The sequence below is a fragment of the Cognatiyoonia koreensis genome, from assembly GCF_900109295.1.
In the GTDB taxonomy this organism is placed as follows: domain Bacteria; phylum Pseudomonadota; class Alphaproteobacteria; order Rhodobacterales; family Rhodobacteraceae; genus Cognatiyoonia; species Cognatiyoonia koreensis.
In genome coordinates this window covers 1,180,759-1,195,208 of record NZ_FOIZ01000001.1, presented here as the reverse complement: position 1 = coordinate 1,195,208, position 14,450 = coordinate 1,180,759, and the positions used below count along the sequence as shown (strand labels likewise).

At 55.6% G+C, this 14,450-nt stretch carries 14 protein-coding genes; 7 read left to right on the top strand and 7 right to left on the bottom strand.

Going from position 1 to position 14,450, the window contains the following annotated elements; all coding sequences use genetic code 11:
- The first annotated feature begins 37 nt into the window (after positions 1-37).
- The 4 genes from BMY44_RS05980 to BMY44_RS05965 are packed head-to-tail and all read left to right on the top strand — an operon-like array spanning position 38 to position 5,184.
- The gene (locus BMY44_RS05980) at positions 38-1,267 is read left to right on the top strand and encodes a carbohydrate ABC transporter permease (protein WP_089991485.1); all 1,230 of its coding nucleotides are present in this window, start codon (positions 38-40) and stop codon (positions 1,265-1,267) included.
- A complete protein-coding gene (locus BMY44_RS05975; RefSeq protein WP_089991482.1) occupies positions 1,267-2,421 on the top strand; it encodes a carbohydrate ABC transporter permease in 1,155 nt (384 codons plus the stop codon). Before BMY44_RS05980 ends, BMY44_RS05975 begins: the two co-directional genes overlap by 1 nt.
- 12 nt (positions 2,422-2,433) lie before the next feature.
- Entirely contained in the window at positions 2,434-4,080 is a 1,647-nt protein-coding gene (locus BMY44_RS05970) for an alpha-amylase family glycosyl hydrolase (RefSeq protein WP_089991479.1), read from the top strand.
- A gap of 12 nt (positions 4,081-4,092) precedes the next feature.
- Entirely contained in the window at positions 4,093-5,184 is a 1,092-nt protein-coding gene (locus BMY44_RS05965) for an ABC transporter ATP-binding protein (protein ID WP_089991476.1), read from the top strand.
- Between the two features lie 85 nt (positions 5,185-5,269).
- Here BMY44_RS05965 and BMY44_RS05960 read toward each other — a convergent pair whose 3' ends face one another.
- From BMY44_RS05960 to BMY44_RS05950, 3 genes are read right to left on the bottom strand one after another with little or no spacing between them, the layout of a single operon-like run.
- Entirely contained in the window at positions 5,270-6,337 is a 1,068-nt protein-coding gene (locus tag BMY44_RS05960) for a methyltetrahydrofolate cobalamin methyltransferase (RefSeq protein ID WP_089991473.1), read from the bottom strand.
- Positions 6,334-7,266 carry a methylenetetrahydrofolate reductase gene (locus BMY44_RS05955; protein ID WP_089994625.1) on the bottom strand — a complete coding sequence of 311 codons (933 nt, stop codon included), beginning with the start codon at positions 7,264-7,266 and terminating at the stop codon, positions 6,334-6,336. Before BMY44_RS05955 ends, BMY44_RS05960 begins: the two co-directional genes overlap by 4 nt.
- A gap of 35 nt (positions 7,267-7,301) precedes the next feature.
- Positions 7,302-7,598 (bottom strand): virulence factor, encoded by a 297-nt coding sequence (locus tag BMY44_RS05950; RefSeq protein WP_089991470.1) that lies wholly within the window; start codon positions 7,596-7,598, stop codon positions 7,302-7,304.
- Positions 7,599-7,836: 238 nt separating this feature from the next.
- On the opposite strand from BMY44_RS05950, the gene BMY44_RS05945 reads away from it, so the two are divergent.
- Both BMY44_RS05945 and BMY44_RS05940 read left to right on the top strand, forming a co-directional pair.
- A complete protein-coding gene (locus tag BMY44_RS05945; RefSeq protein ID WP_089994622.1) occupies positions 7,837-8,949 on the top strand; it encodes a Ppx/GppA phosphatase family protein in 1,113 nt (370 codons plus the stop codon).
- Positions 8,950-8,964: 15 nt separating this feature from the next.
- Complete coding sequence (locus BMY44_RS05940) at positions 8,965-9,678, top strand: RlmE family RNA methyltransferase (protein ID WP_089991467.1); 714 nt, start codon at positions 8,965-8,967, stop codon at positions 9,676-9,678.
- On the opposite strand, the gene BMY44_RS05935 is transcribed toward BMY44_RS05940, so the two are convergent.
- From BMY44_RS05935 to BMY44_RS05920, 4 genes are all read right to left on the bottom strand, one after another.
- Positions 9,668-10,465, bottom strand: a complete 798-nt coding sequence (locus tag BMY44_RS05935; RefSeq protein WP_089991462.1) for an ABC transporter substrate-binding protein — start codon at positions 10,463-10,465, stop codon at positions 9,668-9,670. The genes BMY44_RS05940 and BMY44_RS05935 overlap by 11 nt on opposite strands.
- Complete coding sequence (locus tag BMY44_RS05930) at positions 10,462-11,205, bottom strand: ATP-binding cassette domain-containing protein (RefSeq protein ID WP_089991459.1); 744 nt, start codon at positions 11,203-11,205, stop codon at positions 10,462-10,464. The genes BMY44_RS05935 and BMY44_RS05930 overlap by 4 nt, the downstream gene beginning before the upstream one ends.
- Positions 11,195-11,905: an ABC transporter permease gene (locus BMY44_RS05925; protein WP_089991456.1), complete on the bottom strand. Its 711-nt coding sequence runs from the start codon at positions 11,903-11,905 to the stop codon at positions 11,195-11,197. The genes BMY44_RS05930 and BMY44_RS05925 overlap by 11 nt, the downstream gene beginning before the upstream one ends.
- Before the next feature lie 66 nt (positions 11,906-11,971).
- The gene (locus BMY44_RS05920; RefSeq protein ID WP_089991453.1) at positions 11,972-12,730 is read right to left on the bottom strand and encodes a DeoR/GlpR family DNA-binding transcription regulator; all 759 of its coding nucleotides are present in this window, start codon (positions 12,728-12,730) and stop codon (positions 11,972-11,974) included.
- Between the two features lie 161 nt (positions 12,731-12,891).
- Between BMY44_RS05920 and glpD the strand changes: the two genes are divergently transcribed.
- Positions 12,892-14,439 carry a glycerol-3-phosphate dehydrogenase gene (gene glpD, locus BMY44_RS05915; protein WP_089991450.1) on the top strand — a complete coding sequence of 516 codons (1,548 nt, stop codon included), beginning with the start codon at positions 12,892-12,894 and terminating at the stop codon, positions 14,437-14,439.
- Positions 14,440-14,450 lie beyond the last annotated feature (11 nt).

Below are 14,450 nucleotides of genomic sequence, written 5' to 3'. Positions count from 1 at the left end.
GTCGCTGAAATCTCATACGTTCGGGGGGGGACGCACGATGGAAGCTGCACTACTAGGTCTGATTACCATTGTTGTCGGTGTTGGCGGTTGCCTCGCCTATTTTTATCTTTCGAACCAGTTCCTTGATCATGTGCTGTTCCCCGCAAAGGGCGAGAACGCAGGTCGGAACATCAACCGCGCAAATATGATCCGGCCCTGGCTGTTTTTGGCCCCTGCGCTTATCGCCCTTGGGCTTTACCTTGCTTACCCCGTTGTCGCGACGCTGTGGTATTCTGTCACGGAACGTCAGACGATCAACGGTGAAAGCGTGAATGTCTTTGTCGGCTTCGCAAACTATTCACAGATGTTCGGCGAAGAAAAATTCTGGGAAGCCATGCGCAATAACATGCTGTGGCTGATTATCGTGCCTGCCGCGTCGACCGCATTTGGTTTGCTTGTCGCGCAGTTGACCGACCGTATCGCATGGGGTTCGATCGCCAAGGCGCTGATCTTTATGCCCATGGCGATTTCGTTCGTTGGTGCTGCCGTCATTTTCAAACTGATTTACGACACCCGTCCGGTCGACCAAGCGCAGATCGGCGTGATGAACGCGGTCTGGCTTCAATTCGAAGGTGGCAGTGGATCGTTCATTTTCCTGCGTCTGATACCGGGCCTGCTGATGTTCAGTGCTGCGGGTGCGGCTCTGTTCGTTGGTTACAGCCTATTCAGGTCGATCATGGAAAAAGGCGGTGTTGTTTTGCGCGGACTTGCGATTTTGATCCTTGTCATCATCGCGATCCAGTTTGTTCGCCTTGGTATTGGCGCGTTCACGGCTGTCCACCCGTATGGTGAACCGCAGCAATGGCTGACAATTCCGGGCTGGAATTCATTCTTGCTGATGGTTGTTTTGATCTGGATCCAGACCGGTTTTGCAATGGTGATCCTGTCTGCTGCGTTGCGGGGTATTCCAGAGGAAACGATCGAGGCCGCTATCGTCGATGGAGCAAATCCGTTTCAGGTATTCTTCAAGATCAAGATGCCGCAAATTGCCGGAACCATCGTCGTGGTCTGGACGACGATCACGCTGGTTGTTCTGAAGGTCTTTGACATCGTGTTTGCCATGACCAATGGCCAATGGGAAACACAGGTTCTTGCCAACTACATGTTCGACAAGCTGTTCCGTGCCAATGACTGGGGGGTCGGATCAGCATCCGCGATGATTATCATGCTGCTGGTCAGTCCGATCCTGATCTGGAACGTCTATAACGCCCGCAAGGAGATGAAGTAATGGATAGCATTGCTGGAACGAAGTCGGGCCTTCAGTGGGCAGTTCAGATCTCGGTCGTCCTGTTGGTGATGCTCTGGCTATTTCCGACCGTCGGTTTGTTTGTGTCCTCATTCCGGACCGCTGACCAGATTTCCGGTTCGGGCTGGTGGTCCGCGCTGTCCGCGTCCGAACAGAATGCGACATTGCGCGCCGCTGACCCGGATGACGAGGGCGTACAGGTCCAAGAAGACGGCGTTTATGTCATTCGCGGCAATCTGTACGGGGAGGCCGGTGCCGCTGAGATCAACGCCTGGGGTACGTCGTCGCGTGACATTGGCGCGTATCAGCCCGGTGAAACGGCTGATCTTGGCGATGGCGCGACGATCACGGTGGAGGTCAACGGCGATTATGTCCAGACGAGTCCCGTAGAAATGTCGGGACGTGGTCAGCGTGTCTTTGTGACGGCGGTTTCTCCGCCGGAGTTCACGACGGCCAATTATCGCAACGTCCTGATCGATGGAAATTCAAGCGACAGTATGGCCAAAGCGTTTTTCAACACGCTGACGGTGACAATCCCGGCAACGATTATCCCGATCGTTATCGCCGCCTTTGCTGCCTACGCATTGGCATGGATGGATTTCCCGGGCCGTGCCTTGCTTATTGCGACTATTGTGGGCCTTTTGGTCGTCCCCCTTCAATTGGCGCTGATCCCCCTGTTGAAGCTGCATCTCGAGATTGGGATCGGGAAGGGCTACTTGGGTACCTGGCTTGCGCACACCGGCTTTGGCTTGCCGCTCGCGGTGTATCTGCTGCGAAATTACATGGTCGGGTTGCCACGTGACATCATCGAGAACGCCAAGGTTGACGGTGCGACAGATTTCCAGATCTTCACGAAGATCATTCTGCCCCTGTCATTCCCGGCACTTGCGTCATTTGCGATCTTCCAGTTCCTGTGGACGTGGAATGATCTTCTTGTCGCCAAGGTGTTCCTGATCGACGCGACCGGTCAGACGACGGTCATGACCAACCAGATTGTGGAACTGCTCGGAACGCGTGGTGGTAACTGGGAAATCCTTGCGACGGCTGCTTTCGTTTCGATTGCGGTGCCGCTGGTGGTTTTCTTTGCAATGCAAAAATACCTTGTGCGCGGTTTGTTGGCCGGCTCTGTGAAATAAGGACGAACTTCGATGAGTGTGGCCGTGGCCCAAGCAATGGATAATGCCGTCGAAAAGGACTGGTGGCGCGGTGCGGTGATCTATCAGATCTATCCGCGCAGCTATCAGGACAGTAACGGTGATGGCGTGGGCGATTTGCTGGGGATCGTGCAGCGTTTGCCCTATATCGCTTCGCTTGGAGTCGATGCGATCTGGATATCGCCGTTCTTCAAGTCACCGATGAAAGACTTCGGCTATGATGTCAGCGACTATTGCGACGTCGATCCGATGTTCGGGACGTTGGCCGACTTTGATGCAGTCGTCGAAACAGCGCACCGCTTTGGCGTCCGCGTGATGATCGATCTGGTTCTATCGCACACATCTGACCAGCATCCGTGGTTCAAGGAAAGCCGCGCCGACAAGTCGAATGCCAAGGCTGACTGGTATGTCTGGGCCGATCCGAAACCGGATGGCACGCCGCCAACAAACTGGTTGTCCATCTTTGGCGGGTCCGGCTGGCAGTGGGATAGCAACAGGGAGCAGTATTATCTGCATAACTTCCTGACATCACAGCCCGATTTGAATTTCCACACCCCAGACGTTCAGAACGCATTGCTGGACGTTGCCTTGTTCTGGCTTAATCGCGGGGTGGATGGTTTTCGGCTGGATACGATCAATTTCTATTTTCATGATGATCAGTTGCGGAACAATCCCGCACTGCCACCGGACCAACGAAACGCCACGATCGCACCATCGGTGAATCCCTATAACCATCAAGAACACCTGTACGACAAGAACAGGCCCGAGAACCTTGCGTTCTTGCGTCGTCTGCGCGCAGTGATGGAACCGTTTGGAGCAGCTGCGGTTGGCGAAGTGGGTGATGCCCAGCGCGGGCTTGAGATCATGGGTGAATATACCGCCGGCGATGATCTGATGCAGATGTGCTATGCCTTCGAATTCTTGTCCAAAACCCAGCCCACTGCGAAGCGGATCGTTGAAGTGATGCAAGACGTTGACCGCGTCGCTGCCGATGGTTGGGCCTGCTGGGCCTTTTCAAACCACGATGTCGAACGCCATGCGTCGCGCTGGAACCTCTCTCCCGCGGCCCAGCGCATGTTTGCGACATTGATCATGTGCCTGCGTGGGTCTGTTTGCCTGTATCAGGGCGAGGAATTGGGCCTTCCCGAAGCGGATGTGCACTTTGATGATCTTCAGGACCCCTATGGCATTGAGTTCTGGCCGAAATTCAAAGGACGCGACGGATGCCGCACGCCCATGGTCTGGCAATCGGATAACCAGAATGGCGGTTTCTCGGACACACGCCCGTGGTTGCCGGTCGCATCAGAACATCTTGGCCTGTCAGTTGAGGCGCAAGAAGATAATCCCGCCGCCCTGCTGCACCACTATCGCCGAGCGATCCACTTCCGACATACACATCCGGCCCTCTCTATCGGGGCACATGACGGTCTGAAGGCTGCGGGTGATGTCATCTATTTTACGCGATCTCACGATGGGCAGAACATATTCTGCGTGTTCAATATCAGCGATACGCCATCCGATTTTGAACTGCCTGAAGGAAATTGGACGCCGATTGGCGCAGAACTGGGCAGCGCCCATGTCTCTGCGGATGGAAAACTGCATCTGGGGCCATGGCAGGTATGCCTGGCACTTCAGCAATAAGAGGGGGAAACGATGGCCGATCTGTTACTCAAGGATGTCGCGAAGACATACGGTGGGACGGTTGATGTCCTCAAGGATATCAATCTGGATATCAAAAAGGGCGAACTGATTGTATTCGTCGGTCCTTCGGGGTGTGGCAAGTCCACGCTGCTGCGAATGATTGCAGGGCTTGAAAAGATTACCGGTGGCACACTTGAGATCGATGGCGTGCTTGTGAACGATGTGCCGCCCGCACAGCGCGGTATCGCGATGGTTTTCCAGTCTTACGCGCTTTATCCGCATATGACTGTCCGCGATAACATGTCCTTTGCCTTAAAGCTGGCCAAGAAATCACAGGCGGAAATCGACGAGGCTGTTGGGCGGGCTGCGAAGATCCTGCAACTTGACGAGTATCTCGATCGCTTACCCAAAGCCTTGTCAGGCGGTCAGCGCCAACGTGTCGCCATTGGCCGGTCGATCGTGCGCGATCCAAAGGTTTATTTGTTCGACGAGCCGCTGTCGAACCTGGACGCGGCACTGCGCGTTGCCACGCGGATCGAGATTGCGCAGCTGAAGGAATCAATGCCTGACAGTACGATGATCTATGTTACCCACGACCAGGTCGAAGCGATGACGCTTGCCTCTCGTATCGTCGTATTGGCGAACAAGGGCATCGCACAGGTCGGAACGCCGCTTGAACTATACGAGCGTCCCGAGAACGAGTTTGTCGCGCAGTTCATCGGATCACCTGCAATGAACCTGTTGTCCGGAGAGATTGTCGACACTGGTCCAACGACCGTGATCAAGCTTGATGCTGGCGGGATGGCGCAGTCAGCAGTCCCAACACAGGCCGCTGACAAGGGTCTGAAGGTGAACATCGGCGTGCGTCCCGAAGATATGCTGGAGACAACCGGCGACAATTACCTGTTCGAAGGAAAGGTGAATATCACCGAGGCCCTGGGCGAGGTCACATTGCTGTACTTTGACAAGGTCGGAGACAACAATGCAGTTATTGGAAAACTGCCGGGCATTCACGGTGACCTGCGCGGAAAGTCCGTGCGCATGATGGCGACACCTGAAAAGGTCCAGGTTTTCCACAACGGGAGATCGCTGTACTATCGGTGAGCTTTGTGGCGTAATTATCTGAAAAGTATAAAAATTTATGGTCGCGCCAGAGTACTCTTACTCTGGCGCGATTGTTTTTCGGTTTCTAGGCGCGGCGGCGGCGACCCGTGCGTTGGCGCCCTTCACCTTCCTTGACCGGTGGGCGGTTGAAGCGGATCCATTCCCCACCACCCGCATCGTTGTCGGTCAGAAAGTTGGCGGCCCGAATGGCTTCCATTTCGGAGCCAGCTTTCGGTTTCGTAGATCCCATACTGAAAAGCGTGACGAATGTTTCGTCATCAATGTCTTCGGGCAGAATGATACCGGCGGCCGCAATTTCTGCCTTCTTTTCCGCGATCTTCAATGGTCCGATGGGCAGGGCCACGGGATTCATGATGGCCGAGGTCATTCCTGCGGTCATAGCCATCGGCAGGAACGCGTTGTTGATACCGTGACGGTTTGGCAGACCGAAGCTGATGTTGGATGCACCGCATGTCGTGTTCACGCCAAGTTCTTCACGCAGGCGGCGCACCAATGTAAAGACCTGCAGACCGGCTGTGCCCATGGCACCAATGGGCATGACCAGCGGATCAACGACGATGTCATGCGCCGGAATGCCGAAATCGGCGGCGCGTTCGACGATCTTCTTGGCAACCGCAAAGCGGACGTCCGGGTCTTCGCTGATGCCGGTGTCGTCGTTCGAAATCGCGACGACAGGGACGTTGTATTTCTTGACCAGTGGCAGGACGAGTTCCAGACGCTCTTCCTCACCGGTGACAGAGTTCAAAAGCGGGCGCCCTTCAGCAGCGGCCAGACCGTTTTCAAGTGCACCTGGGACAGAGCTGTCGATACATAGCGGGCAGTCAGTGATTGCCTGCACCCGTTGCACCAATTCGCGCATCAAAGTCGGTTCGACGAAGTTGTTGTCAGCATAGCGCGGATCTTCTGCCATCTTGTTGGAGAAAACCGCACCGGAGTTGATATCAAGGATATTCGCACCTGCTGCGACCTGCGCCAGTGCATCGGCTTCGACGCGGGAAAAGTCGCCACGCTCAAGCTCTTCGTTCAGGATCTTGCGCCCGGTCGGGTTGATCCGTTCACCGATGACGCAGAAAGGCTGATCAAACCCTATGATCGCGGTCTTTGTTTTTGATTCGACGACGGTACGGGTCATACGGCTACTTTCATGGGTTGGGTTGAGGCACCGCCGTTGGCGATGGCCCATTCTGCATTGGTCTTGATCCCACCAAGCGGGAAAAAGTGAACCCGTTCGATATTGAAGTCGGGGTTGGCGGCCTTGTGCGCGGCCAATTCGGTCAGTACGTCGGTTGGTTCATAGGGCAACAGAAGTTTTGTCACATCCATCGCGCGTTTTTGCAGCACTTTGAGCGATGGGCCAACACCGCAGGCGATGGCAAATTTGATCAGTGTCTGGAGTTTTGCAGGCCCTGCGATGCCGATATGGATCGGAAGATCGACGCCAGCGTCCTTGATCGCATCTGCCCATGCAATGATCGGCCTGGCCTCGAATGCAAATTGGGTCGCGAGTGCCATTTCAGCGTCTGTCGTCTCGTTGAACTTGGCCTTCCAACGCAGCGCGTCCATGACGTTATTGTCCGAACCGTCCGGGTCGATGTCCTTGTTGCCTTCGGGATGTCCGGCAACGTGGAGCCGTTTGAAGCCTGCCTTGTCAAACAGTCCGGTTTCAAGAAGTTGCATGGACGAATGAAAATCACCGTGTGGGCTTGTGACACCGCCGGCCAAGAGCAGGGCCTGTTCAACATCCGCCTCGCCTTGATAACGGGCGATCCAGTCGGCAAGCGTCGCTTCGTCCTTGATGATGCGCGCAGGAAAGTGTGGCATGACCTTAAAGCCGTCGTTGTTCAGGCGTTTGGCAGTCGCAACCATCTCTTCGATCGGCGTGCCTTCGATGTGGGCGATGTAGACGCGCGTTCCCGCTGGCAACAGCGCTTTGAAGTCTTCGACTTTCTCAGCCGTCCGCGGCATCACTTCGATGGAATAACCGTCAAGAAATGACTCAAGGTCCGGGTTGACTGGCTGACTTACCGGGGCTGCTTTCTTCTTGAAAGGGAGCAGGGACATGATGGCCTCCATAAGGCGGGAAGGGGGGTGCTGGGTCACGCCCAGCCGTCGTTCGCAATCAGTGTTTTGATCTTGTCTTGGTCGTATTCGGCGTCGATCCGGGCGACTTCTGCGGCTGCCACGTCGGCATCTTCTCCGTCGACTGAAAATGGATCGGCTTTGCGGAAACCTTCAAGATAGGCGTCGCTTTCAGCTGCACCGGATTTCATAGCGGCGCGGTCGATCGCTTGCTCGAAACGTTCCGGCAAGGGCATCTTCGTGCCACGACGACCTTTGCCGACGATGACCTGCGCCGGCATGTCGCGCCAATAAACGATCGTGACGTCAGCCATTGATTCCTCCACGAGACTTGCGACGTTTCTAGCACCCGATTTCGTCCGTCAGTGTCGATTTTCGACATGACAGAAGATACGAGCGACTGCCGCTTTTGTCTGCCAGAGCCAAACCCGGAGTCCAATCCGAAAATCCTGCATCAAAGTACTGAGATCATTTCAAATGGGTCATTACGCCGCTTGCCAGATTGCAGTCCTGCACATACTCTTTGACCAACTCGAAATGGAGGGCGTGCAAATGGCGCCCAAGCGTCCAACTGGTGCGGGCGCGTTCCCGAAAGCGGTCGATAGCCCCGCGCCGACACCGCCCGATCCGGCGGCGCTTTATGCAGCGCTTGATCTGGGCACAAATAGCTGTCGCATGCTGATTGCCCAGCCCAAGGGCAGCCAGTTTCATGTGGTCGACAGTTTTTCCAAGTCTGTCCAATTGGGGCAGGGGTTGGAGAGTACCGGAAAACTGTCGCGGGCGTCGATGAACCGCACGATTTCCGCAATGCGCATTTGCAAGCAAAAACTGGAACGCCACGGCGTTCGACGTATGCGACTTGTGGCAACAGAGGCCTGTCGTCGTGCCAAGAATGGGAACCACTTTGTCCAGCAGGTGCGTCGCGAAACGGGTCTGAACCTTGAAATCATCAAGCCTGAGGAAGAAGCCCGTCTGGCTGTCGTGTCATGTGCACCGCTTGTCAGTACCAAGACAGAGCAACTACTCGTCGTCGATATCGGTGGTGGGTCCACTGAATTGGTCTGGATCGACCTGTCCCATGTTCCAGCTCGTGAGCGCCCGCGCGCTATCATGAGGCTCCATGCCGGTTTCGTGGCTGATCCGGGTCCGTTTGCGGCTGCAAAAGTCGTGGATTGGATATCGGTCCCGTTGGGTGTTGCGACACTGCGGGACCAGTTTGCAGACGTAGAAGATGACTCTGCGCGGTTTGCGCTGATGAGTTGGTTCTTTGAAGAGAATCTTGCCGAATTTTCGCCTTACGCCGCAGAACAGGTTCGTGAAAACTTCCAGATCGTCGGCACAAGCGGAACTGTCACCACCGTCGCGGCCTCGCATCTGGGGCTCAAGCGGTATGATCGCACGAAGGTGGACGGGCTGCGAATGACATCCGATCAGATTGACGCCGTTATCCGGGATTACCTGTCGCTGGGCGAGAAGGGGCGCAAGGCAGATCCGCGCATTGGAAAGGACCGCCAGGCTTTGATCATGTCCGGATCCTCGATCCTGCAGGCCTTGATGCGCATCTGGCCGACAGATCGTCTTTCTGTCGCTGACCGTGGACTCCGCGAAGGATTACTGTATGCGCAAATGTCGGCGGATGGCGTACTTGAAGATGCGCCTTACTGAGAAGCGGACGATGCAATGGTCAAGAAACCGACAAAGAATACATCCGGCCGCGGCCAGCGTGACCTGAAGGTCAAGGTCAAATCGGCGCGTGGCCGTACCAATTCGTCAACCCGCTGGTTGCAACGTCAACTGAACGACCCCTATGTCAAGCGGGCCCAGACGGAAGGCTATCGCGGCCGGGCCGCCTTCAAAATTCTTGAATTGAATGAAAAATTCAACTTTCTTGTGGCTGGTGCACGGGTCGTAGATCTTGGTTGCGCACCGGGTGGCTGGTGCCAAGTCGCCGTGCCGAAGGTCAATTCACTCGGGACCCGCAAGGGCAAATCCATTGGCAAGGTTGTTGGTATTGATCTGCAAGAAGTGGACCCAATTCCCGGGGCGGATATCTACCAGCTGGATTTTCTGGATGAAGGTGCGGATGAACAGGTGATGGCATGGCTTGATGGGCCAGCCGATGTTGTGATGTCTGATATGGCGGCATCTTCTTCTGGCCACAAGCAGACTGACCATTTGCGTATCATCGCGCTTTGTGAGGCGGCGGCCTATTTCGCCTTTGACGTTCTTGAAGAGGGCGGCACCTTCGTGGCCAAGGTGCTTGCAGGCGGTGCAGAGGGTGAATTGCAAAAGCTTCTCAAGAACCGCTTTGCGAAAGTCGTGAATGTTAAACCGCCATCTTCCCGGTCAGACAGTTCTGAGAAATTTGTCGTTGCGACCGGATTCAAGGGGTAGCGTTGGGAAAGAACACTTGTTCGCCTCCAATGCGGAATTCCGAAATTGCAGCCTGACCCGTTTCACCCAAAAGCCAGTCTCGCAAGATCGCAGCGTCAGTATGGTTCGCGTTCGGGCAATGGGACGGATTCAACGTCACGATACCATACTGGTTGAAGAGTAACGGATCGCCGGCCACCAAGATATCGAACCCTTGCTTGTTCGCGTATCGAACCCATGTCGCACGGTCCGTTATGGTATAGGCCCCAAGTCCGACGGCTGTATTCAACGTCGCGCCCATGCCGGACCCGGTTTCCAGATACCAGCTTCCGCTGTTACGTGCGGGATCAAGCCCGGCCAAGTTCCAAAGCGCCATCTCTGCCTGATGCGTTCCGCTATCGTCACCGCGCGAAACAAACGTCAGTTTGCGAAGGTCCAGCACCTGAAGCGCTTTGAGGATACTTGCAATTCCGCCAATTGCGGCTGCGTCCTGTGTCGGTCCGACGACGACGAAGTCATTGTACATAAGCGCGTCGCGTCTGGTACCGTAACCAGCCGCAATAAATGCCAGTTCGGCATCTTTCGCATGCACAAGTAGCAGGTCGCCATCGCAGTTCTGCGCGTTCTTGAGGGCCTGACCCGTTCCGACGGCAACGACATGAACGTCGATCCCTGTTTCCTTTGAGAAGGGCGGAAGAATGGCGTCATAGAGGCCGGAGTTCTGTGTGCTGGTTGTCGATTGCAGTATGAGCGGTTCTGCCATTGCAGGTGCTGCCAAGAGCATCGCAACAAGAAATAAGCGGATCATAAAAGCAGATCACCCTGCAAGTAGTGCCGCGCCGCGCGAGACTGGGGTGCGTCGAAGAAGCTTGTGACCGACGCGTGCTCTGTCACCCGTCCCTTGTGCAGAAAGGCGATGTCGTCGCAGACTCTTGCTGCTTGCGCGCGGTCATGTGTGACGAAGATCACTTTTACGCCGCTTGCCGCGGTGGCCCGCGTCAGCCGTTCGATCGCGGCCGTTGCTGCCGGGTCGAGGCTCGCTGTCGGTTCATCAAGCAACAGGAGCCTTGGATTGCTTGCCAATGCGCGGGCAAATGCCAGACGCTGCTGTTCCCCGCCCGACAAGGTGCGCGCCGGTGCCTCGGCCTGCCGCGTCAGTTCGGCAATCACGAGCAATTCCGCAAGTCGACCGCTGCGTGCAGGCTTTGCAACACCGGCAATCCGCAGCGCGTGGGTCAGATTTGCTTTGACGGATCGCCGGAGCAGAACCGGCTTTTGAAAAACGAGTGCAGGATCGCCGAGGTGTGGCGCGATCTGGACCACCCCGGAGTTTGGCGAAATCAGACCGGTCAGCACGCGCAGCAAGACCGACTTGCCTGCTCCGTTTGGTCCGATCAGGCCTGTTATGCCTTTTTCGCCCAAGGTAAGGGAAAGCTTGTCGAGCACGCTTTCACCGTTGCGCTGCAGACAGATGTCGACAAGGCGGATGCCTTCTGATGTGTCCGTCCCGGCAGGTGGGAACCGCAGGATTTGTGCATCACCGGGCATGGACATGACCCAGCATACGTGGCCGCAAACCAATCGCTGCCGCGTTAATCAACAACGACAGTCCCAGAAGGATGATCCCAAGTGCCAGTGCCAGCGCCAGTTCGCCGCGTGATGTCTCCAGCGCGATGGCGGTCGTCATAACGCGTGTAACGTGGCTAATGTTGCCGCCGACGATCATAACTGCGCCCACTTCAGCAAATGCACGCCCCAGCCCTGCCAGCGCTGCAGTCATGAGGGCAGGGCGCGCCTCTACCAGCAACGTCGTGATTTGCTGCCATTTACTGGCACGCATGGCGAGGAGCGTCTCTCCGTGTTCTTGCATCAGATCAGTTATGGCCGAACGGGTCAGCGCAGTGATGATGGGTGTGACCAGCACGGTTTGCGCCACAATCATCGCGGTCGGCGTATAAAGCAGATCAAGAACGGCCAAGGGTCCGGCCTGACTGAAAAGCAAATACAGCATCAGTCCAACGACGACGGGAGGAAACCCCATGGCTGCATTCGTCAATATGACGATCAATTGACGGCCAGGGAACCGCGCAACGGCCAGAAATGCCCCCAGCGGCAAGCCTAACACACAGGATACAAAGACTGCAGAAATGGTAACCTGCAACGACAAACCAATGATCTGCAGAAGGTCTGCATCACCTGACAGGATCAGGGCAAAAGCGTGTGAAAAGGCAGCGGCAAAGTCTTGCATAACATCGTTTTAGTACCTGAAAGGGATTCGCGGAACGCGAAAGCGACTTGGATGGTCAGAGTTACGTCATGCGACATGTAGGTTGGTGCGCCAATCGGAAAGCCTATTCACCATGCGCTCCATCGGGACACCGTCGGTCACGAGATGCGTGATTTCTGACAGAGAAGCGATCCTGACGGGGGCCTTTCGCGTCAATTTGCTTGCGTCAGCGACTACCATGCTGGCGCGCGCTGCGTCGATGATCTGGCGGCTGACGCGCACTTCCTCTGGGTCGAAATCGAGCAGATCACCATCCGGATCAATCGCAGATGCCCCGATGATTGCATAGTCGACCTTGAATCTTGCAATCGCAAGGGCGGCGAGATCGCCCACAAGCCCGCCGTCTGTGCGCCGCAAATGACCGCCGGCAACGACCACTTCGCAGCTTTGATGGTTGGCAAGAATATTTGCGACATTCATGTTGTTGGTCACGACCAGCAATTCACGATGATCCGACAACGCGCGCGCGACCGCTTCGGTCGTTGTTCCGATATTCAGAAAAAGGGTAGCACGATCGGGGATCAAACTTGCCGCTTTGCGGGCGATGCGTTGCTTGGCGTCACGGTTCAGGCTGCGTCTGTCATCATATCCGATGTTGCGCACCCCAGAGGGAAGAACGGCCCCGCCATGTACCCGTTCCAGAAGTCCGGATTTGCATAGCTCGCGCAGATCACGGCGAATGGTCTGGACGGCGACGCCGAGGCTTGCTGCCAAGGGTGTTGCAGGTGCCTTTCCCGTCTTGCGCGCATGTGCAAGGATCGCCGTGTGCCGTGCATGGGTATTCATATGTTCGGGTTAGGGTAAATACGAACATTTGTCGATAGAATACTCTTTGAAATAAAGAGATCTTGTATGTTCGTCCGAAAATTTACGCGCATTCGGTGCTGCTGCAATTGCCTTTCTCATCCTGACGCCGCACACGGTTTGCAAAGCAGAGAGATATCATCATGAACGCAGATTTTGACCTATTCATCATCGGTGGCGGTATAAACGGTGTCGGTGTTGCGCGGGATGCGCAGGGCCGTGGTTTGCAGGTTGGGTTGGCCGAAATGAACGATCTCGCTTCGGCGACATCTTCGGCGTCGACCAAGCTATTTCATGGCGGACTGCGCTATCTGGAGTTCTTCGAGTTTGGATTGGTGCGCAAGGCTTTGATCGAGCGGGAAGTGCTTTTGAGGGCTATGCCACATATTTCGTGGCCAATGCGGTTTGTTCTTCCTTACCACAAAGACATGCGTTTCGAGGGGGACACGCCGACTTCGAAATTGCTGACGACATTCATGCCATGGATGAAAGGGCGAAGACCGGCGTGGCTTATTCGTCTGGGGCTGTTTCTGTATGACAATCTGGGCGGGCGCAAAATCTTGCCGGGCACGCGTACATTGCATCTGCCGGGGAGCAAGGTTGGCAAGCCGCTGAAAGGCAAGTTCAAGAAGGCTTACGAGTATTCCGATTGCTGGATCGAGGATTCACGTCTTGTGGTGCTGAATGCCCGTGATGCTGAGTTGCGCGGTGCCAAGATCATGACGCGCACGAAAGTCAAAGAGGCAACGCGCAAAGACGGTGTCTGGCATATCACGATCGATGGTCCAGACGGTATGAAAACCGTGACATCGCGCGGGCTCGTCAATGCGGGCGGTCCCTGGGTCGAAGATGTCATCCGCAATGTTGCACGCCAGAATGCGTCTGAAGGCGTCAGGCTGGTGCGTGGGTCCCATATCGTCACGAAAAAGCTCTTCGATCATGACAAGAGTTACTTCTTTCAGGGCGAAGATGGGCGGATCATCTTTGCAATCCCTTATGAGACCGATTTTACATTGATCGGGACCACGGATGCCGAACATAACAACCTAGCCGAACGCCCTGTTGCAACGCAGGAAGAGCAGGATTACCTGCTTGCCTTTGCGAACCAGTATTTCGAACAAACGATCCATAAGTCGGACATTGTGTGGACGTATTCTGGTGTCCGTCCGCTGTATGATGATGGTGCAAAGTCCGCAACAGCTGCAACACGGGACTACGTGCTATCGCTGGATGATAACGGCCCGCCGCTGCTGAACATCTTTGGTGGAAAGATTACGACCTATCGCAAGCTGGCAGAGAACGTGATGAAGAAGCTGGAACCTATCTTGGGTGGTCAGGGGCCATGGACTGCCGAAGTCCCTTTGCCGGGTGGCGATTTCCCGGTGTCGCAGGTTTCAAAGATCATTGCAGAGCTGCAGGATAAATACCCCTTTTTGTCAGTGTGTTGGGCGACACGGTTGATCCGCGCTTATGGTACGGATGCAACTCTTATTCTGGGAGACGCTAAATCCGCAGTTGACCTTGGAGAGGATTTCGGCGCGACGTTGACCGCTGCAGAAGTGCGTTGGTTGATGAACGAGGAATATGCCGTCACTGCTGAAGATATCGTCTGGCGCCGCTCAAAATTGGGGCTACGGTTGAGTTCGGATCAGATTGCAGCGCTTGATGCATTCATGGCGAAAGCGTCATAAACAGACGGGGG

Excerpts from the sequence above, each read along its gene's own strand:
- BMY44_RS05975 (WP_089991482.1), top strand. The coding sequence starts at position 1,267 with ATGGATAGCATTGCTGGAACGAAGTCGGGCCTTCAGTGGGCAGTTCAG.
- BMY44_RS05930 (WP_089991459.1), bottom strand. The coding sequence starts at position 11,205 with ATGCCCGGTGATGCACAAATCCTGCGGTTCCCACCTGCCGGGACGGAC.
- BMY44_RS05960 (WP_089991473.1), bottom strand. The coding sequence starts at position 6,337 with ATGACCCGTACCGTCGTCGAATCAAAAACAAAGACCGCGATCATAGGG.
- BMY44_RS05940 (WP_089991467.1), top strand. The coding sequence starts at position 8,965 with ATGGTCAAGAAACCGACAAAGAATACATCCGGCCGCGGCCAGCGTGAC.
- BMY44_RS05955 (WP_089994625.1), bottom strand. The coding sequence starts at position 7,266 with ATGTCCCTGCTCCCTTTCAAGAAGAAAGCAGCCCCGGTAAGTCAGCCA.
- BMY44_RS05935 (WP_089991462.1), bottom strand. The coding sequence starts at position 10,465 with ATGATCCGCTTATTTCTTGTTGCGATGCTCTTGGCAGCACCTGCAATG.
- BMY44_RS05970 (WP_089991479.1), top strand. The coding sequence starts at position 2,434 with ATGAGTGTGGCCGTGGCCCAAGCAATGGATAATGCCGTCGAAAAGGAC.
- BMY44_RS05980 (WP_089991485.1), top strand. The coding sequence starts at position 38 with ATGGAAGCTGCACTACTAGGTCTGATTACCATTGTTGTCGGTGTTGGC.
- BMY44_RS05945 (WP_089994622.1), top strand. The coding sequence starts at position 7,837 with ATGGCGCCCAAGCGTCCAACTGGTGCGGGCGCGTTCCCGAAAGCGGTC.
- glpD (WP_089991450.1), top strand. The coding sequence starts at position 12,892 with ATGAACGCAGATTTTGACCTATTCATCATCGGTGGCGGTATAAACGGT.
- BMY44_RS05925 (WP_089991456.1), bottom strand. The coding sequence starts at position 11,905 with ATGCAAGACTTTGCCGCTGCCTTTTCACACGCTTTTGCCCTGATCCTG.
- BMY44_RS05920 (WP_089991453.1), bottom strand. The coding sequence starts at position 12,730 with ATGAATACCCATGCACGGCACACGGCGATCCTTGCACATGCGCGCAAG.
- BMY44_RS05950 (WP_089991470.1), bottom strand. The coding sequence starts at position 7,598 with ATGGCTGACGTCACGATCGTTTATTGGCGCGACATGCCGGCGCAGGTC.
- BMY44_RS05965 (WP_089991476.1), top strand. The coding sequence starts at position 4,093 with ATGGCCGATCTGTTACTCAAGGATGTCGCGAAGACATACGGTGGGACG.